The organism is Paenibacillus sp. J22P277 (genome assembly GCF_059383675.1).
Map to the genome: position 1 here is coordinate 38,928 of NZ_JBXENS010000003.1, position 16,267 is coordinate 55,194.

The 16,267-nt window shown below is 60.6% G+C and carries 12 protein-coding genes; 6 read left to right on the forward strand and 6 right to left on the reverse strand.

Annotated elements, in window-relative coordinates:
• Positions 1 to 93: 93 nt before the first annotated feature.
• Positions 94 to 813, reverse strand: coding sequence for a YebC/PmpR family DNA-binding transcriptional regulator (locus AC50YL_RS09250; RefSeq protein WP_494831294.1), 720 nt, complete (start codon positions 811 to 813; stop codon positions 94 to 96).
• 259 nt (positions 814 to 1,072) lie between these two features.
• Between AC50YL_RS09250 and AC50YL_RS09255 the strand changes: the two genes are divergently transcribed.
• Together AC50YL_RS09255 and AC50YL_RS09260 are read left to right on the forward strand one after the other, a co-directional pair.
• Positions 1,073 to 2,143, forward strand: coding sequence for an SDR family oxidoreductase (locus AC50YL_RS09255; RefSeq protein WP_494831295.1), 1,071 nt, complete (start codon positions 1,073 to 1,075; stop codon positions 2,141 to 2,143).
• A gap of 114 nt (positions 2,144 to 2,257) precedes the next feature.
• Positions 2,258 to 2,758 carry a hypothetical protein gene (locus tag AC50YL_RS09260; protein ID WP_494831297.1) on the forward strand — a complete coding sequence of 167 codons (501 nt, stop codon included), beginning with the start codon at positions 2,258 to 2,260 and terminating at the stop codon, positions 2,756 to 2,758.
• A 98-nt stretch (positions 2,759 to 2,856) separates the two neighbouring features.
• On the opposite strand, the gene AC50YL_RS09265 is transcribed toward AC50YL_RS09260, so the two are convergent.
• Together AC50YL_RS09265 and AC50YL_RS09270 are read right to left on the reverse strand one after the other, a co-directional pair.
• Positions 2,857 to 3,234 carry a winged helix-turn-helix transcriptional regulator gene (locus tag AC50YL_RS09265; RefSeq protein WP_494831298.1) on the reverse strand — a complete coding sequence of 126 codons (378 nt, stop codon included), beginning with the start codon at positions 3,232 to 3,234 and terminating at the stop codon, positions 2,857 to 2,859.
• Between the two features lie 77 nt (positions 3,235 to 3,311).
• On the reverse strand, positions 3,312 to 4,823 hold the full coding sequence (locus AC50YL_RS09270) for a flavin monoamine oxidase family protein (protein ID WP_494831299.1): 1,512 nt from the start codon (positions 4,821 to 4,823) through the stop codon (positions 3,312 to 3,314).
• Positions 4,824 to 5,193: 370 nt separating this feature from the next.
• On the opposite strand from AC50YL_RS09270, the gene AC50YL_RS09275 reads away from it, so the two are divergent.
• Positions 5,194 to 6,765, forward strand: coding sequence for a glutamate synthase-related protein (locus tag AC50YL_RS09275; protein WP_494831300.1), 1,572 nt, complete (start codon positions 5,194 to 5,196; stop codon positions 6,763 to 6,765).
• A 55-nt stretch (positions 6,766 to 6,820) separates the two neighbouring features.
• Here the strand turns inward: AC50YL_RS09275 and AC50YL_RS09280 are convergent, their stop codons facing one another.
• Entirely contained in the window at positions 6,821 to 7,069 is a 249-nt protein-coding gene (locus tag AC50YL_RS09280; RefSeq protein WP_494831302.1) for a hypothetical protein, read from the reverse strand.
• Positions 7,070 to 7,117: 48 nt separating this feature from the next.
• Here AC50YL_RS09280 and AC50YL_RS09285 point away from each other — a divergent pair, with 48 nt between their 5' ends.
• Positions 7,118 to 7,774, forward strand: coding sequence for an MBL fold metallo-hydrolase (locus AC50YL_RS09285; RefSeq protein ID WP_494831304.1), 657 nt, complete (start codon positions 7,118 to 7,120; stop codon positions 7,772 to 7,774).
• Between the two features lie 173 nt (positions 7,775 to 7,947).
• Here AC50YL_RS09285 and AC50YL_RS09290 read toward each other — a convergent pair whose 3' ends face one another.
• On the reverse strand, positions 7,948 to 8,499 hold the full coding sequence (locus AC50YL_RS09290) for a cob(I)yrinic acid a,c-diamide adenosyltransferase (RefSeq protein WP_494831306.1): 552 nt from the start codon (positions 8,497 to 8,499) through the stop codon (positions 7,948 to 7,950).
• Positions 8,500 to 8,520: 21 nt separating this feature from the next.
• Positions 8,521 to 11,811, reverse strand: a complete 3,291-nt coding sequence (gene icmF, locus AC50YL_RS09295) for a fused isobutyryl-CoA mutase/GTPase IcmF (RefSeq protein ID WP_494831308.1) — start codon at positions 11,809 to 11,811, stop codon at positions 8,521 to 8,523.
• Between the two features lie 470 nt (positions 11,812 to 12,281).
• On the opposite strand from icmF, the gene AC50YL_RS09300 reads away from it, so the two are divergent.
• Together AC50YL_RS09300 and AC50YL_RS09305 are read left to right on the forward strand one after the other, a co-directional pair.
• On the forward strand, positions 12,282 to 14,462 hold the full coding sequence (locus tag AC50YL_RS09300) for an amidase family protein (protein ID WP_494831310.1): 2,181 nt from the start codon (positions 12,282 to 12,284) through the stop codon (positions 14,460 to 14,462).
• Positions 14,463 to 14,576: 114 nt separating this feature from the next.
• Positions 14,577 to 16,223 (forward strand): S-layer homology domain-containing protein, encoded by a 1,647-nt coding sequence (locus tag AC50YL_RS09305; protein WP_494831312.1) that lies wholly within the window; start codon positions 14,577 to 14,579, stop codon positions 16,221 to 16,223.
• Positions 16,224 to 16,267: the final 44 nt, after the last annotated feature.

Here is a 16,267-nt window from a genome sequence, read left to right on the forward strand (position 1 = left end):
TAAACCGAAGATGAATGGCATAAAAAAAGCCGCAAATTCGCGGCTTTTGTCTAAACAAGCTTGTTATTGGCGAATGCGGGAAAAGCCGAAATGCTAGTCCTCGAACTCGACGTTATGATACACCTGCTGCACGTCTTCCAGATCCTCCAGCATATCGATCAGCCGATCGAACTGCGCTTGCGATTCTTCCGGAATCGTCACGTAATTCTGGGCCAGCATCGTTTGCTCGGCTACCGTGAAGTCCGTGATGCCTGCCTGCTTGAAGGCCTCCTGCACGGCTTGGAATTGGTTCGGTTCCGCGTACACGATCACCGCCTCGTCTTCCTCCACGATGTCCCGCACGTCGACGTCCGCTTCCATCATCAGCTCCAGCACCTCGTCGACGGATTTGCCTTCCACGCCGATCACGGCAGTCGCCGTGAACATGTAGGAGACCGAGCCGCTGACGCCCATGCTGCCCCCGCACTTCGTGAAGGCGGAGCGCACTTCCGGCGCCGTGCGGTTGACGTTGTTCGTCAGCGCGTCGACGATGACCATGGATCCGTTCGGACCGAAGCCTTCGTAGCGCAGCTCGACGTAATTCTCGTCCGAGCTGCCCTTGGCCTTCTCGATCGCGCGGTCGATGATCGCCCGCGGGACGTTATATGTTTTCGCGCGCTCAAGCACGAATTTCAGCGATTGGTTGGATTCCGGGTCCGGCTCGCCCTTCTTGGCGGCTACGTAGATTTCAAGTCCGAACTTGGCGTAAATGCGACTGGTATTGGCGTCCTTGGAGGCTTTCTTCTCTTTGATATTATTCCATTTGCGACCCATCTTGGCTCATTCCCGCTTTCTTTGGATTTCGATTGCCATAGAACATTACGATGTATATTATTGCATTTTCGACCGTACTTGAACAAGCTCTTACGGGAAAAATGCGTCGAAATCCGCAAGGATCGCCGCCTCGCTCAGCCCTTGTCTCTCCTCGATCGTTACTTCAAGGTGCCTGCGTGACTTCATAGTGCGTACTGTTCGGCGCTTCCGGCAGGCTGCATAATGGCGATATACCCATTAGCGGAGAGGATGTTTGCCCATGAATGCAACCCATACGGAAGAACGCAAGACCGCGCTCGTCGTCGGCGCGAACGGCGTCATCGGAAGGAATCTTATCGCTTACCTGGAGACGCTGCCGGATTGGAATATCGTCGGCGTCTCGCGCCGCGGCGGAACGCCCGGCGAACGCGTCCGATATATCTCGGCCGACCTGCTGGATGCGCGGAACACCCGCGAAGCCCTTGGCGGCTTGTCCGACGTGACGCATATCTTCTATGCCGCCTACCAGGACCGGCCGACCTGGGCGGAGCTGGTCGCGCCGAACGCGGCCATGCTCGTTAACGTCGTCGAGGCGATCGAATCCATCGCTGCGAACCTGCGGCACATCAGCCTGATGCAGGGCTACAAAGTATACGGCGCGCATCTCGGCCCGTTCAAGACGCCGGCGCGCGAGAGCGACGCGAATCACATGCCGCCGGAGTTCAACGTCGACCAGCAGCAGTTCCTCGAGCGTCGCCAACCGGGCAGCGGCTGGACGTGGTCGGCGATCCGCCCGTCGGTCGTCGCCGGCTTCGCGCTCGGCAATCCGATGAATCTCGCGATGACGATCGCGGTCTATGCGTCCATCTCGAAGGAACTCGGCCTGCCGCTGCGATTTCCGGGGAAGCCCGGGGCGTACGGCAGCCTGCTCGAGATGACCGACGCCTCGCTCCTCGCGAAGGCAACCGTATGGGCCGCGACGGAGCCGCGCTGCGCGAACCAGGCGTTCAACATCGCCAACGGCGATTTGTTCCGCTGGAGCGAGCTATGGCCGAAGCTCGCCGCGTATTTCGGGCTGGAGACCGCCCCGCCGCTTCAGATGTCGCTGGATGTCGTCATGGCGGATAAAGGCCCCCTCTGGCAGAAGATGGCCGAGAAGCACGGACTGGCCGACGTCGGTTACCAAGCCGTATCTTCCTGGGGCTTCGGCGATTTCGTGTTCGGCTGGGATTACGACTTCTTCGCGGACGGCACGAAAGCCCGCCGGCTCGGATTTCACGAATACGTCGATACGGAGCAGATGTTCTATGCGATCTTCGACGATTTTCGGCGGCGCCGGATCATTCCTTAAGCGGGATCGGGGCGGCAGGCCGGTCGGCACGGCTGGCGATGATCGAGGTCCACTCCCCGGACATGCAACTTTTTCTCTCCGCCGCCTGTCTGGAAGGAAAAGGGGGAATCGGAGATGATTCGCAAATCGCATTTTGCTTTGACCTTGGCGGCCGGCGCATGGCTGACGATCCCGCTCCTCGCCGGCTGCGGGATCGAATACGCCGGCATCGGCAAAAGCCCCGCCGCGGCGGACGCTCCGAACCAAGCCGCCACGTCGAACGATCGGATCTCGGACATGATGCCGCCGTCGCCTGAAATTTCGGTTCAAGGCAAGATCGTCGGCATTGACCTCACTAGTTATACCTGGTGCCCGGCAAACGGCGACGGCAGCTGCGCCAGCACGGCTTATTCCATTGCCGTGATGAAATCGACGATAGTACCGGCCGGTTCATGGATTCGCGTCGTAGCTCCGGAAGGCGTCGAAGCCTTAACGCTCGCCAATTCGATCAAAGGCTTTCTCGGCGATCCCCATGTCGTTCCGAGCGCGAAAGGCACCTATGTGTACAGCGTTCATTGCGAGTGGAGCTTCGATCGCGGCCAGTCCGATTATTCGTTCGCGCTGGAAGTCGTTTGATGCGATTGCGTACGCAGAGTCAATGCGCGTATGCCAATCAGCTTCCTGCGGCATGTGAAAGGCGGCCGTCTCGGCCGCCTTTTCACGTTCTCTCCTGCTCACGCCTGCCGTTCCGAAGCGGCCTCAAGCACCCGCGCGCGCGATCCGTAGGTCCGATCGATATGCGCGTCGCCCCATCTGCATAATAAGTGCAGGATGTCCTTCAAACTCCAGCCATGCTCCGTCAACTCGTACTCGACCTTCGGCGGCGCCTCGTTGTAGACGATCCGCCGGAGGATGCCGTCGCGTTCCAGCTCGCGCAGCTGCTGCGTCAGTACCTTTTGCGTGATCGCGGGCATGAGGCCCAGCAGCTCTCCGTTCCGCCGCTTGGCGAACGTCAGATGAAACAGGATGACCGGCTTCCATTTGCCGCCGATTACTTCAAGCGCCGCCTCCACTGCCGTGTTGTACACTTTCACCGTCTCGGAATCGCCCATGCCGGATATCGCCCCTTCCTTCCTGCATTGTAAACGATATCGACGCGAAATCGAACCCGTATGCGCAATTCCGTCCTTTACGGCGCGCCCGCTGCCATATCGGCGATGATCTCCTTCGCCGCGCGCTCCCCGCTCTCGACCGCCCCGTTCATGTAACCCTGAAATTCGATCGAGGTATGCTCGCCCGCGAAATGGCAGCTCCCTCTCGATCCTTCGCGTTCCATCTCGACGCCGGCAAACGCCGTGTACTGACCGATGCGCCGGTACGAATAAGAGCCCAGCGAGTACGGGTTGCCGAGCCAATAATCGCGCGCCGCTTTGCCGTTCCACTTGGCCGACAGTCCCGGGAGGAGCGGCTCGATCTGCTGCAGGAAACCGTTCGCGCGCTCGTGTACGCTCCCCGTGATCAGGCCTTCGCCGATGCTGCCGCCCGTATAATCCACGAGCATGCCGGACTTGCCGGGCTGACCGCGGACGACGTCGAACGTATTCTGATAGCCGGTATCGGCGATCGTATCCCCGTTCGAGCCGAGCGTATGCCAATGCCGATCCGTGAACTGCAGATGCAGCTTGCTGTTCGTGCCCATGCCGAGCTCGCGAATCGCCTCGAGCTTGCGCGGCTTGAACCCGGCCCGTCCGATGTCGACGGACGACCGCAGGATGGAGAAGGGAAGCGTCAGCACCACCTTGTCCGCTTCGACGTCGAACGCGTCGGCATCACGCTGCATGGTCAGCCTGTAGCTGCCGTCCAGCTTCTCCGCGACGGCGATCAGCCGCGTGCCCCGAACGAGGCTCGCTTCCGGCAGCTTGCCCGTCAGGCGATGGATCAATTGCTCGTTGCCGCCGCGGACGTGATACCGTTCGTCGGACAAGCCGAACATGCGGAATGCGTCCTCTTCCTCCAGCAGTCCATGCAAATAAATGAAATTCAGCGCGCTCTGAACGCCGGATTCCGCGCCGTATTCGATGTTGCAGGCGATGTCCAGCAGACGCCCGAACTTCGACCGCTTCCCCCCGGGGACGGACGATTCGATCCAATCGGCGACGGACATCCGGTCGAGCTCGAGACCGCGCGACGTATGCTTGTCGTAGCGCGTCGGAAAGCCGGCGAGCCGCAAATCCCGGTTGATGGCGGGCATGACGGTTTTGAAATCCTCCGCCGCTTCGGCGAACGAATACGGCGCCCCGTCGAAATAGTACAATGGCGCCGTTCCCGGCGGCTCGGCCGCGAGCAGATCGATCAGCGGCAGACCCAGCTCGCGCGCGAGGCGGCGAACGGCGCGATGCCCGGTGTCGATGAGCATGCCTCCCCGCTCCGCGACCTGCCCGTCGTCGAATTCGCCGTAGCGCGTGCTGACGCGGCCGGCGGCGGGCTTATCGTCGGCTTCGTAGATCACGGCGTCGTAACCGGCCAGCCGCAGCCGGTACGCGCAGGTCAATCCGGCGAGGCCGGCGCCGACGATGACGATCCGCGGCCGCAGCGTTCCCGCTCCCGCCGATCCGTCGGTTCGGATCCGATGTTCCGGCTGCCGCGAGCGCACCGGCTTCTCCGGCGCGCTCGCGCCGCCCTTTTCCAAGCGTTCGAGCATCGTCAGGCGACGCGCCGCCCGTTCTTGCATAATATGCGTTATCGAGACATTTCGACTTTGCGAGGCATTCGCAACGACATACATTTCGCTAAGCAATCTGGCTAGCGGTGTGCGCGGCATGCTATCATCCTTCGAAACTCGTATTTGCTTGTCTGCAAGAGTTGTCATGCTTCAGCATATGCAGGCCGCAAATGAGAGGAATTACGCGTCCGTCTGTTTTTCATCGTTTTCATAGATTTATCGGCTGGTCGAACGTCGGGGCAGGCTTCGGCACAAACGGACGGACGGCGTCATGAATCAATCCGCCGATTCGTGGTAAGATATACCTGGTTCGATCGCGGTTATTTTTGTCATCTGGAGGTTATTTCGCATGCTTTCGATTATTCTGATCATCCTGCTCGTCGTCTTCCTGGTCCCTCCGCTCGCCTTCTTCGGCTACATGTTCATCCTATCGAAGCAACCGAAGCATTCCATTATCCGCTCCCATCCGTTTCTCGGCTGGGTGCGCTACTTGCTGGAGAAGCTCGGTCCGGAATTCCGGCAATATTGGTTCGATCACGATACGGAAGGCAAGCCGTTCTCGCGCGCGGATTTCGTCGGGCTCGTCTACGCGGCGAAGTACCGTACGGATCTCATTTCCTTCGGGGGCCGGCGCGATTACGAGAAGCCCGGCTATTATTTGTCCAATGCCATGTTCCCGAAGCTGACCGGCGAACTGCGGATCGACAACGCCGCCTTGCAGCCGGGCCGCAGGTACGTCATCACGGACGAAGGCTTGATCACGCGGAAGGAAAAAATCGTCGAGGAGCAGGTGAAGCCGTGGCTGCTGCATGACGAGGATGCCATCGTCGTCGGCGGGGAGCGCCGGGAGCCGTGGCGGCTGAAAGGCTTGTTCGGCGCATCCGCGACATCCTTCGGCGCGGTCGGCGAGCGTTACATTCAGTCCACGGGGAACGGGGCGCGCATGGCCGGGGGCTCGTGGATCAACACGGGCGAAGGCGGCGTCGCGGACGTGCACCTCGAGACAGGCGCGGATATCGTCGCGCAGATCGGGCCGGGCTTGTACGGGTATCGGGACCTGGAAGGCCACTTCTCGCTCGAAGCGTTCAAATTCAAAGCGTCGCTGCCTCAAATCAAAGCCTTCGAGCTGAAATTCCATCAAGGTGCCAAGATCCGCGGCGGCCATCTGGAAGGCGCCAAGGTCACGGAGCCCGTGGCGAAGGCCCGTCTCGTGCCCATCGGCAAAACCGTCAATTCGCCGAACCGGTTCGAATTTCTGACGAGTCCGGACGAAGCGCTCCGGTTCATCCGTACGCTGCAGGAGGAAGGCGGGAAACCGGTCGGCGTCAAAATCGTCGTCGGCGATCCCAAGCGCCTCGAGCCGTTCTTCCAGGCGATGGTCGACCTTGCCATTTACCCCGACTTCATCACGGTCGACGGATCCGAGGGCGGCTCCGGCGCCACGTTCAAGGCGATGGCCGACGGCATGGGACTGCCGCTCTATGCCGCCCTGATCATCCTCGACGATACGGCGCGCAAGTTCGGCGTTCGCGGGAAATTCAAGCTATTCGCGTCCGGCAAGCTGATCACGCCCGACAAAGTCGCGGTCGCGCTGGCGCTCGGCGCCGATGCCGTCAATTCCGCGCGCGGCTTCATGATGGCGAACGGCTGCATCATGGCGATGCAGTGCCATACCGGCAAATGTCCGACGGGCATCACGACGACGGATTCCAAGTACCAGGAAGCGCTGGCGCCGGAAGAGAAGCAGTGGCGCGTCATGAACTATATCCTGCAGATGCGCGAAGGCTTGTTCTCGCTGGCGGCGGCCTGCGGCTTGCGCAGCCCGATCGAGCTGCGGCGCGAGCATGTCGTCTTCACCAACGAAAGCGGGCAAAGCACGCGGATCGTCGATTTGTTCCCATATCCGGACGCCGTGTCATAAGCCGGTCCGATCCGGTGAGAGTCGGTCGGAATCGGCCGGTATTGGTCGTAGCCGGTTAAACCGCAATACGCAGCCTCCCGGCTATATCGGGGGCTGCGTTTTTTTGATTGTGACTCGAACGATTCGCCGAAACAGGCTTCGTTTGATGAAATTTAACATCATTAATAAACCAAGAATCATTAATCATGAGCTGCGATTCCGGGTCAGCAATAACAATCACCATATCGCCTCCCATTCGGCCTGCAGCAGCAATCGCCAATATCCCTCTGGTTCCCGCTTCTCCCCCGTCTTTGCCAACCGCCATTTAATGTGCTATTATTTGCACATATAACATCAAAGGCGGTGGATTGCGATGAATATCATCTGGTACGGCCAATCCTGCTTTCTCCTCACCTCCGGGCAAGGCACTCGCGTGCTGATCGATCCTTACCGCCGTTTCCTCGGTTACCGCATGCCGATCGTCGAAGCGGATCTGGTCCTCGTGACGCACGACCATCGGGATCATAATCAGATATCGGCGGCTTCCGGCAATTACAAGCTCGTCAAGCAGCCCGAGCCGGTGACCGTCAACGACGTCGCGGTCCGGGGAGTACGCACGTATCACGACAAGCAGCAAGGCGCGAAGCGCGGTCCCAATCTCGTCTTCGTCATCGAGATGGACGGACTTGTCCTCTGCCACTGCGGCGATCTTGGCCATCTGCTCACGGAAGAGCAGGCCGCGTCGATCGGACGCGTCGACGTCCTCATCGCCCCTGTCGGCGGCAAGATGACGCTGAACGGCGCCGAAGCCGCGCAGGTCGTCGGTCAACTGCAGCCGGCCGTCGCGATCCCGATGCATTACCGCACGAAAGCCACCGGCATCATCGGCCGAATCTTGTTCGAGACGGCGGATTCGTTCATCCAAGCCGTCGGTGCCCCCGTCGACAAGGACGTTCGAACGCTTGTTCTGCGACGTGACGATCTTGGAGCCGCGCCCCGCGTCGTTCAGTTAGACTACGTTCACGCCTAAACCCTTTCCGCTGGCAAATACGCGTTCGCCGTCTCACCTCGCGCAGGGAGCTCCACGAGACGGGACGGCGTGTGACGGCTGTCTACCTCAGAAGCCCGTTACAGTCACAGCGCGCAAGGCATGCTCTTTTGGCTCTTATGGCTCTTATGGCTCTCTATCGTACTTATTGGCGTCTACTCCTGATGTAACCTCGACTCGGGAATGCCTTCCCGATGATTGACATGCCTGGCCGCGACGAACAGCAGGTCGGACAGCCGGTTCAGATAGGAGAGGACGGCCGGATTCATGTCCTCGTCCTTCCATACGACGGTGGCCAGCCGTTCCGCGCGCCGCACGATCGTCCTTGCCGCATGCAATGCCGCCCCGCACGGATGGCCGCCGGGCAGGATGAAGCCGGAAAGCGGCGGCAAATCGGCTTCCATCTCGTCGATCCTCGCCTCCAGATGCCGCACGTCCTCCTCCGCGATCGGCCATGCGACCTTTAATCGCGACGGCGTCGCCAATTCCGATCCGACATGGAACAGCTTCGTCTGCACCGTATGCATCAGCTGCCGGAATGCCGCCCACTCCTCCCCCTGTTCCAGCGCGGACAGCGCCACGCCGATCATCGAATTCGCTTCGTCGCAGGTGCCGTAGGCATCGACGCGCGCGGCGTACTTGGGCACCCGCTTCCCGTGCACCAGGCTGGTTTGCCCTTTATCTCCCGTTTTCGTGTAGATCTTCATGGCCATCCTCCTCGATTGCGCCTACGTATTCCGCCGGTACTGCCCGCCGACTTCGTATAAAGCGCCCGTGATTTGACCGATGGACGCGTATCTCACGACCTCCATCAACGCCTCGAACACATTCCCGTCCGCTGCCGCAACTTGCTTCAGGTGAACCAGCGCCGCCGCGCTCCGGTCCTGATGCTTCAACCGAAACGCCTGCAAGGCCCGAATTTGCTCCTGCTTCTCTTCCTCCGTCGAACGGGCCAGTTCGATATCGTACCGGTTCTCGCCCGGATTCGGATCGAGAAACGTATTCACTCCGACGATCGGCAGCGAGCCGTCGTGCTTGCGATGCTCGTATTCCAGCGATTCCGCTTGGATTTTGCCCCGCTGGTACCCGGTCTCCATCGCCCCGAGCACCCCTCCCCGGTCGTGGATGCGCTCGAGCTCAAGCAGCACGGCCTCCTCCATGAGATCGGTCAGCTCTTCGATCACGAAGGAGCCCTGCAGCGGATTCTCGTTCCTGGCCAAGCCGAACTCCCGGTTAATGATCAGCTGAATCGCCATCGCCCGTCGCACCGAGCTCTCGGTCGGCGTCGTGACGGCCTCGTCGTACGCATTCGTATGCAGGGAATTGCAGTTGTCGTAGATCGCCATCAGCGCCTGCAGGGTCGTGCGGATATCGTTGAAATCCATCTCCTGCGCATGCAGCGAGCGCCCGGAAGTCTGGATATGGTACTTGAGCTTCTGGCTTCGCTCGTTCGCGCCGTATTTCCGCTTCATCGCCGTCGCCCAGATCCGGCGGGCAACGCGGCCCATGACGCTGTATTCCGGATCCAGGCCGTTGCTGAAGAAGAACGACAGGTTAGGCGCGAAATCGTCGATTCGCATGCCCCGGGCCAAATAATATTCGACGTACGTGAACCCGTTCGCCAGCGTAAAGGCCAATTGCGTGACGGGATTGGCGCCTGCCTCCGCGATATGATAGCCGCTGATGCTGACCGAGTAATAGTGGCGAACCCGGTGATCGATGAAGTACTGCTGGATGTCCCCCATCATCTTGAGCGCGAACTCCGTGCTGAAAATACACGTATTCTGCCCCTGATCCTCCTTGAGAATATCCGCCTGCACGGTACCCCGCACCGCCTGCAGGGTCGCTGCCTTGATGGATGCGTACTCCGCGTCGTCCGGCTGCCGTCCGTGCTTCGCCGCGAACCGATCGGCCTGCTGGTCGATGGCCGCATTCATGAACATCGCCAGAATGACCGGCGCCGGACCGTTGATGGTCATCGAGACGCTGACGGCGGGATGGCAGAGGTCGAAGCCGTCGTACAGCTTCTTCATGTCGTCCAAGCAGCAGACGTTCACGCCGCTGTTGCCGATCTTGCCGTAAACGTCGGGGCGGTCGCTCGGGTCCTGTCCGTACAACGTGACGCTGTCGAACGCGGTGGACAACCGCTTGGCCGCATCGTTCCGGCAGAGATAATGGAAACGGCGGTTGGTCCGCTCCGGCGTGCCCTCCCCGGCGAACTGGCGCTTCGGATCCTCGTCGGTTCGCTTGAAGGGGAAGACGCCCGCCGTATACGGGAAGTAGCCGGGCAGGTTCTCCAGCAGCATCCAGCGCAGCAGGTCGCCGGCTTCTTCGTATCTCGGCAGGCTGACCCGCGGTATCCGGCTGCCCGACAGCGATACGCTCGCGAGCTCGGTCGTCGTATCCTCGCCGCGCACCGCGGCGGTCAGCCGGTCTTGCCGGTATGCCTCGCGGATGGCCGGCCAGTCCGCCAATCGCTTCCGGCATTCCGGCTGCAGGCCGGCTTCGCAATCGGCAATCATGTCGCCCAGCTTCGCCGCGAACGCGCTCGCCTCGTCGACGGACAGAAGCCGTCCGCCGTCCGCTTCGATCAGCCGTTTCGTCCCCTCGAGCCAAGACAGCCTACGGGCGACGGCGGCTTGTTCCTCCGCGAGAGCCCGGTAACGCCGCACCGTCCGCAGGATGTCGCCGAGATAACCGGTTCGGTCCGGCGGGATGATCATGTTCGTCTTCGCCGCGTTTTTCTTCATCGCGTTCGAAGAGCCCGCCTGATGAAGGATCGGCCAGTCCGCGCCCGTCTTCGCCGCCACGATCCGCATCAGCGCACGGAAGAGCGCCATGGTGCCGGGATCATTGAACTGGCTCGCGATCGTACCGAACACGGGCAACTGCTCATCCGGCCCGTCGAACGATTGCCGGCTCCGCCTGTATTGCTTGCGCACGTCGCGCAGGGCGTCCTCCGATCCCCGGCGATCGAATTTATTGATGACGATGGCGTCCGCATAATCGATCATGTCGATTTTCTCCAGCTGCGTCGCGGCTCCGAACTCGCCGGTCATGACGTACACCGCCACGTCGCATAGATCCACGATGGCTGCGCCGCCTTGCCCGATCCCGCTCGTCTCGAGGACGACAAGATCGTAGCCCGCCCGCTTGACGATCGCGATGGCGTCCTTGGCGGCTTCGCTGATCTCGGACTTGGATCCTCGCGTCGCCATGCTGCGCATGTAGACCCGCGCATCCTCGATCGCGTTCATTCGTATCCGATCGCCGAGCAGCGCGCCGCCGGATTTCATTTTGGTCGGATCGATCGAGAGAACGGCAATCGAACGCGCCGGATAATCACCGAGAAAACGGCGAACGAGCTCGTCGGTCAGCGAGCTCTTGCCCGCGCCGCCCGTCCCCGTGATGCCCAGCACCGGGACCGCCGGAATATCGGAACGCAGCGCCTCGAGCACGGCTTCCTCGGCATCGCACAAGCGCGCTTTCGCCGCCTCTTCCTCCGCAAGCGTGATCAGCTGCGCGACGGCATTGCGATTCCGGTCTATCAACGCGCCGAAGGCTTGTTCCGCCAACCGCGGCGTCTTGCGGTCGCAGGCACGGATCATGGTATTGATCATGCCCTGCAGGCCCATCTCGCGTCCGTCGTCGGGCGAGAAGATCTTCGCGATTCCGTATCGCTGCAAGGCCTCGATCTCCGCAGGCGCGATAACGCCGCCGCCGCCCGCGAAGATCTTGATATGTCCCGCTCCTTCCCGGATCAGCACATCATGCATGTAGGTCAAGTATTCGATGTGCCCGCCTTGATAGGAGCTCACGGCGATGCCCTGCACGTCTTCCTGGATGGCCGCGTTCGTCACTTCCAGCACGGAACGGTTATGGCCGAGGTGGATGACTTCGACGCCCGAATCCTGGAGGATCCGTCTCATGATATTGATGGACGCATCGTGTCCGTCGAACAAGGCGGCAGCCGTAATAAACCGTACATGGTGTTTCGGGCGATAAACTTGCGTCTCCAAGATTCCCTCCGCCCTTCCGTCCAGCTGATTCCGCTGCGACTCGTTGTATCCCCTTACTACTTTATTCGCGGCCGCGCGAGAGGATTCCGCCGGCGGTGAAACGGTTTCATCAAGTTGCGGCATCGTGAATACGAACAATTAACGGCATTTAGTATCACGATTTTTATGTTACTATAGCTAACATTTACATAACGCATTTAACGCTATTATGTACTAAAGCGATAAAGGAAGATAATAGGCACTAAATACGGGATAATGCCAGATTTTAGCGGATTTTCGGGCAATTATCTCGTTTGATTTGATTTGCTAACTTAACTAATATAAACGATAGATTTGAAGAGAGATACAAAGGGGGAACGACATATGTAATATATATGTCATATAATTGATTTGGTATCGCCGTTGATTTCAACAGAGAGTCATTTTAGTTAACATTCAAGACTGGCTTGAGCCAACCCGAGGAGGACGCCATGATTAAACCCATTTTCAAAACCGCCAGCCTTCTGCTAGTGAGCAGCACCCTCATCTTCAGCACGCCTTTCCTGGATTCCGGCGCATACGCCGACAATTCGAGCACGCCGCCCGTTCAGGAGCAAGCCCAGGCTCAAACGCCGACGGCGATGGTCCGGCTCTCCGGCCCTGCGCTTATCGCGATCGACGAACCTTTCACCGTAAACGTATCGCTGTCGGGCGCGACCGGAGCGGCGACCGCGGGCAAATTCATTTTCGAATACGACCCTACCCTGTTCGACTACATATCCGCGGCGGCGGCCGATCCGGCCGTGAGCATTGCCGGGGAAAACGCCGAGCCCGGCAAGGTCACCGTCGTGACGACGGATACGGCGGGAAGCTTGACGACGGTCGGCTCCGTCCTCGCCTTGACCTTCAAGGCCAAGACCGCCGCGGACCTTAGCGGAATCAGCGGCACCGTGGAGCTCGGCATCGACGACGGCAGCACCGTGCAAACGCCGGAGGAGTCGCTTGCCGTTCAAATCTCCGGCGCGGCCGAAGGCGATCTGAACGCCAACAGCGTCATCGACGTCGGCGACCTTTCCGTCCTGATCAAGTACTTCGGCATCGACTCGACCGACCCGAACTGGCCGTATGCGGCGAACGGCGATTTCAACAAGGACAATGCCATCGATCTGCAGGATCTGGCTTCCTTGGGCAAAAAAGTGCTCTACGACAACGGCCAGCCGTTCCAGCTGATGGAAGCCGACATCATGAGCATTCAGAACGCCATGGCAGCCGGCAAACTGACCTCGGAGCAGCTTGTGCAGATGTACCTGGACCGGATCAACGAATACGACGACGACATCCATTCGCTGATCACGATCAATCCGGATGCGCTGGCGACTGCCAAGGCATTGGACGACGAGCGCAAGGCACAAGGCCCGCGCGGGCTGCTGCACGGCATCCCGATCATCGTCAAGGATAACTACGACACGCTCGGCATGCCGACGAGCGCCGGCTGCACATGCCTGCAGGACAACCAGACGGTCAGCGACGCCTTCATGATCAAGAAGCTGAAGGATGCCGGAGCCATCATCCTGGCGAAAGCCAATCTGAGCGAATTCGCCATCAACACGGACACGCTCAGCTCGCTCGGCGGGCAGACGAAAGACCCGTACGATTTGACTAAGAACCCCGGCGGCTCCAGCGGCGGCACGGGCGCATCGCTCGCCTCCAATTTCGCCGTGGCCGGTCTAGGCACCGATACGGGCGGTTCGATCCGTATTCCGTCTTCCTGGAACAGCATCGTCGGCATCCGGCCGACGATCGGACTGACGAGCCGCGACGGCATCATTCCGCTTGCGCTGTCGCAGGACGTCGGCGGACCGATGGCCCGAACGGTATCCGACGCCGCCATCATGCTCGACGCGGTCAGCGGCTACGATCCGAACGATATCGTCACGGCCGGCAGCGTCGGCAAGAAGCCGGTCAGCTATACCAAGTATTTGGACAAAAACGGCCTGAAAGGCGCGCGCATCGGTCTCGTAACGGACAGCAGCGTGATCGGGACCAACCAGGAAGTGCTCGGGTTGCTCAACAAAGCCGCCGACGATATGAAGGCGCAAGGCGCGACGGTGGTCGGCGTCAATATCCCGAACGTGGCCGACATTTTGCGCTATCCGAGCCTCAGCGGCTACGAGTTCAAATTCAACCTTAACGCCTACCTGTCCAATCCGCGCATGGTCGACCCGGCCGCGGTCCGCTATCATTCGTTGACCGACATCATCGCTTCGGGCACCGATTTCCTGCCGTCGCTGAACGGTACGCTCAACACGCGGAACAGCGTCGAATCGCTTGATACCCAGGAATACAAGGACATCGTGCTGTTCCGGACGCGCACGAGCCAACAGTCCCTGCTCAGCCTGATGGCCGACAACGATCTGGACGCGATCCTGTATCCGTCGACGACGGGACCGACGGGTTCGAGCTCCGGCAACGCCAATCGGCTCAGTCCGTTCTCCGGCTTCCCCGCAATCAGCGTTCCGGCCGGCTACGTGTCGAGCGGCACGCCGATCGGCATCGAACTGCTCGGACGCCCTTACGACGAAGGCGAGCTGATCAAGCTCGGCTATGCCTACGAACAAGCGACGCATAACCGCGTTGCGCCGAAGTCGGTTCCGGCTTTGCCCGGCGAATAAGCTTCACGGAACGCGACGGAGAGGGAAGCGGCGGAGCAGCTCCATTCCCTGCCCTCTCCTCTCCCGGTCCCGTGTTCGCCGGCGTTTTACTATACGAGAAAGGACGAACCTCTTATGGCGCGAAAACGACTTTCCTTGCTTGCGACGATCTGCTTGGCGATAACCATGCTCGTCCCCCATTACGCGTTGGCCGCGGCCGCATCGCCCTCCTTTTCCGTGGTGTCCGACAACAATGCCGTCAATAGCGGCGACGACGTGACCGTATCGGTAAAAGGAAGCGGTCTGCAAGACGTGTATGCCTTCGAATTGCACGTATATTACGATAGCGATCTGCTGACGTTCGAGGCGGGCAGCGAGAAGACGGCCGCGGTCGGCTTCGGCACGCCGGTCAAAGTCGTCGACGACGGCGGAGGCGAATCGCATCTCGTGTTCGCCCACACCAAGTCCGGAAGCTCGCCCGGCGACAGCGGCGATATCGACCTGGCGTCCTTCGCGTTCAAGGCGGCTGCCAACGGAAAAGCCGTCGTCGAGGTCAGAGAGATCCGGCTCGTCGATTCCCGGCTGTCAGCGAGTTCCGTAGCCGAGAATTACGCGACCGCGATTCAGATCGGACCTTCTGGCGGCTCGGGCACGGGCCCGATCGGCGGATCCGCCGGCGGCGCGCCAGCCGATTCGGCAGGCACCTTAACCGTGACGAACGATCAATTGAAGGACGACGGCACGGGCCATGCCACCGTGAACGTGCCGGAATCGGCTACCGTTATCAAGCTTCCCGCCAATACGGACGAGCTGCTCGGGAAAGCCTCGCTGAACGTAGTCACCTCCGGTAAAACCGCGCTGGAAATTCCGCCCGGCGTATTCGCCGAGTTGAAGCAGAAATTGACCGCGGCGCAGCTGCAAGGCGGCTCCATCGCCCTGACCGTCAAACCGGTCGCCGGCGAAGAAACTCCCGCGCTTGGGACAGATGCCAAGCTGGGCGGCCGCGCATACGAGCTCAAGCTGCAATGGATCGCGGCGGACGGCACCGCATATGACCTGCTTGCGTTTAGCCAGCCCGTAACGCTTCGCTTGCCGGTCGACGCTTCGATCGATCCGAAGCTGGCGTCCATCTTCTATCTCGCCGATGGCGGTACGCCGGCATTCATCGGCGGGACGTACGAGAGTGGCTTCTATGCCGCGCAGGTCGCGCATTTCAGCTCCTATGCGGTGATCGAGATCGACAAGCGTTTCTCCGACGTGCCCGCGGGCTACTGGGCTTCCGGCGTCATCAAGGAGCTCTTCGCGAAGCAAATCGTGACCGGCACGACGGACACCGCCTTCGAACCTGCCCGCCGCATCAATCGCGCCGAATTTACCGCGCTGCTCGTCCGGGCGCTTGGGTTGAAGGCGGAAGGAACGCCAGCCTTCGCGGATATTCCCGCCGGCGCCTGGTACGCGGCCGACGTTGCCGCCGCATACAAAGCCGGCATCGTGCAAGGCGTAAGCAGCACGACGTTCTCCCCTGGCACCGATATCACCCGGCAGGAAATGGTCACCCTCGCGATGCGAGGCTATGCATTACTGAACGGCAAGCCTGCGGTTACGGCTGCCGTTCCGTTCAAAGACGAAGCCTCCATCTCCGCCTGGGCGCTGGACGACGTCAACAAGGCCGCATCGCTCGGTCTCGTCCAAGGACGGACGGCTGGCCAATTCGTACCGCTTGGCACCTCGACCCGCGCCGAAGCCGCGCAAATGATTTACGGCGTATGGCATAAGCTTTAGTCTCGGCACTGCAGGGCGAATCGAAGATATTCGGTCCGCGGCAA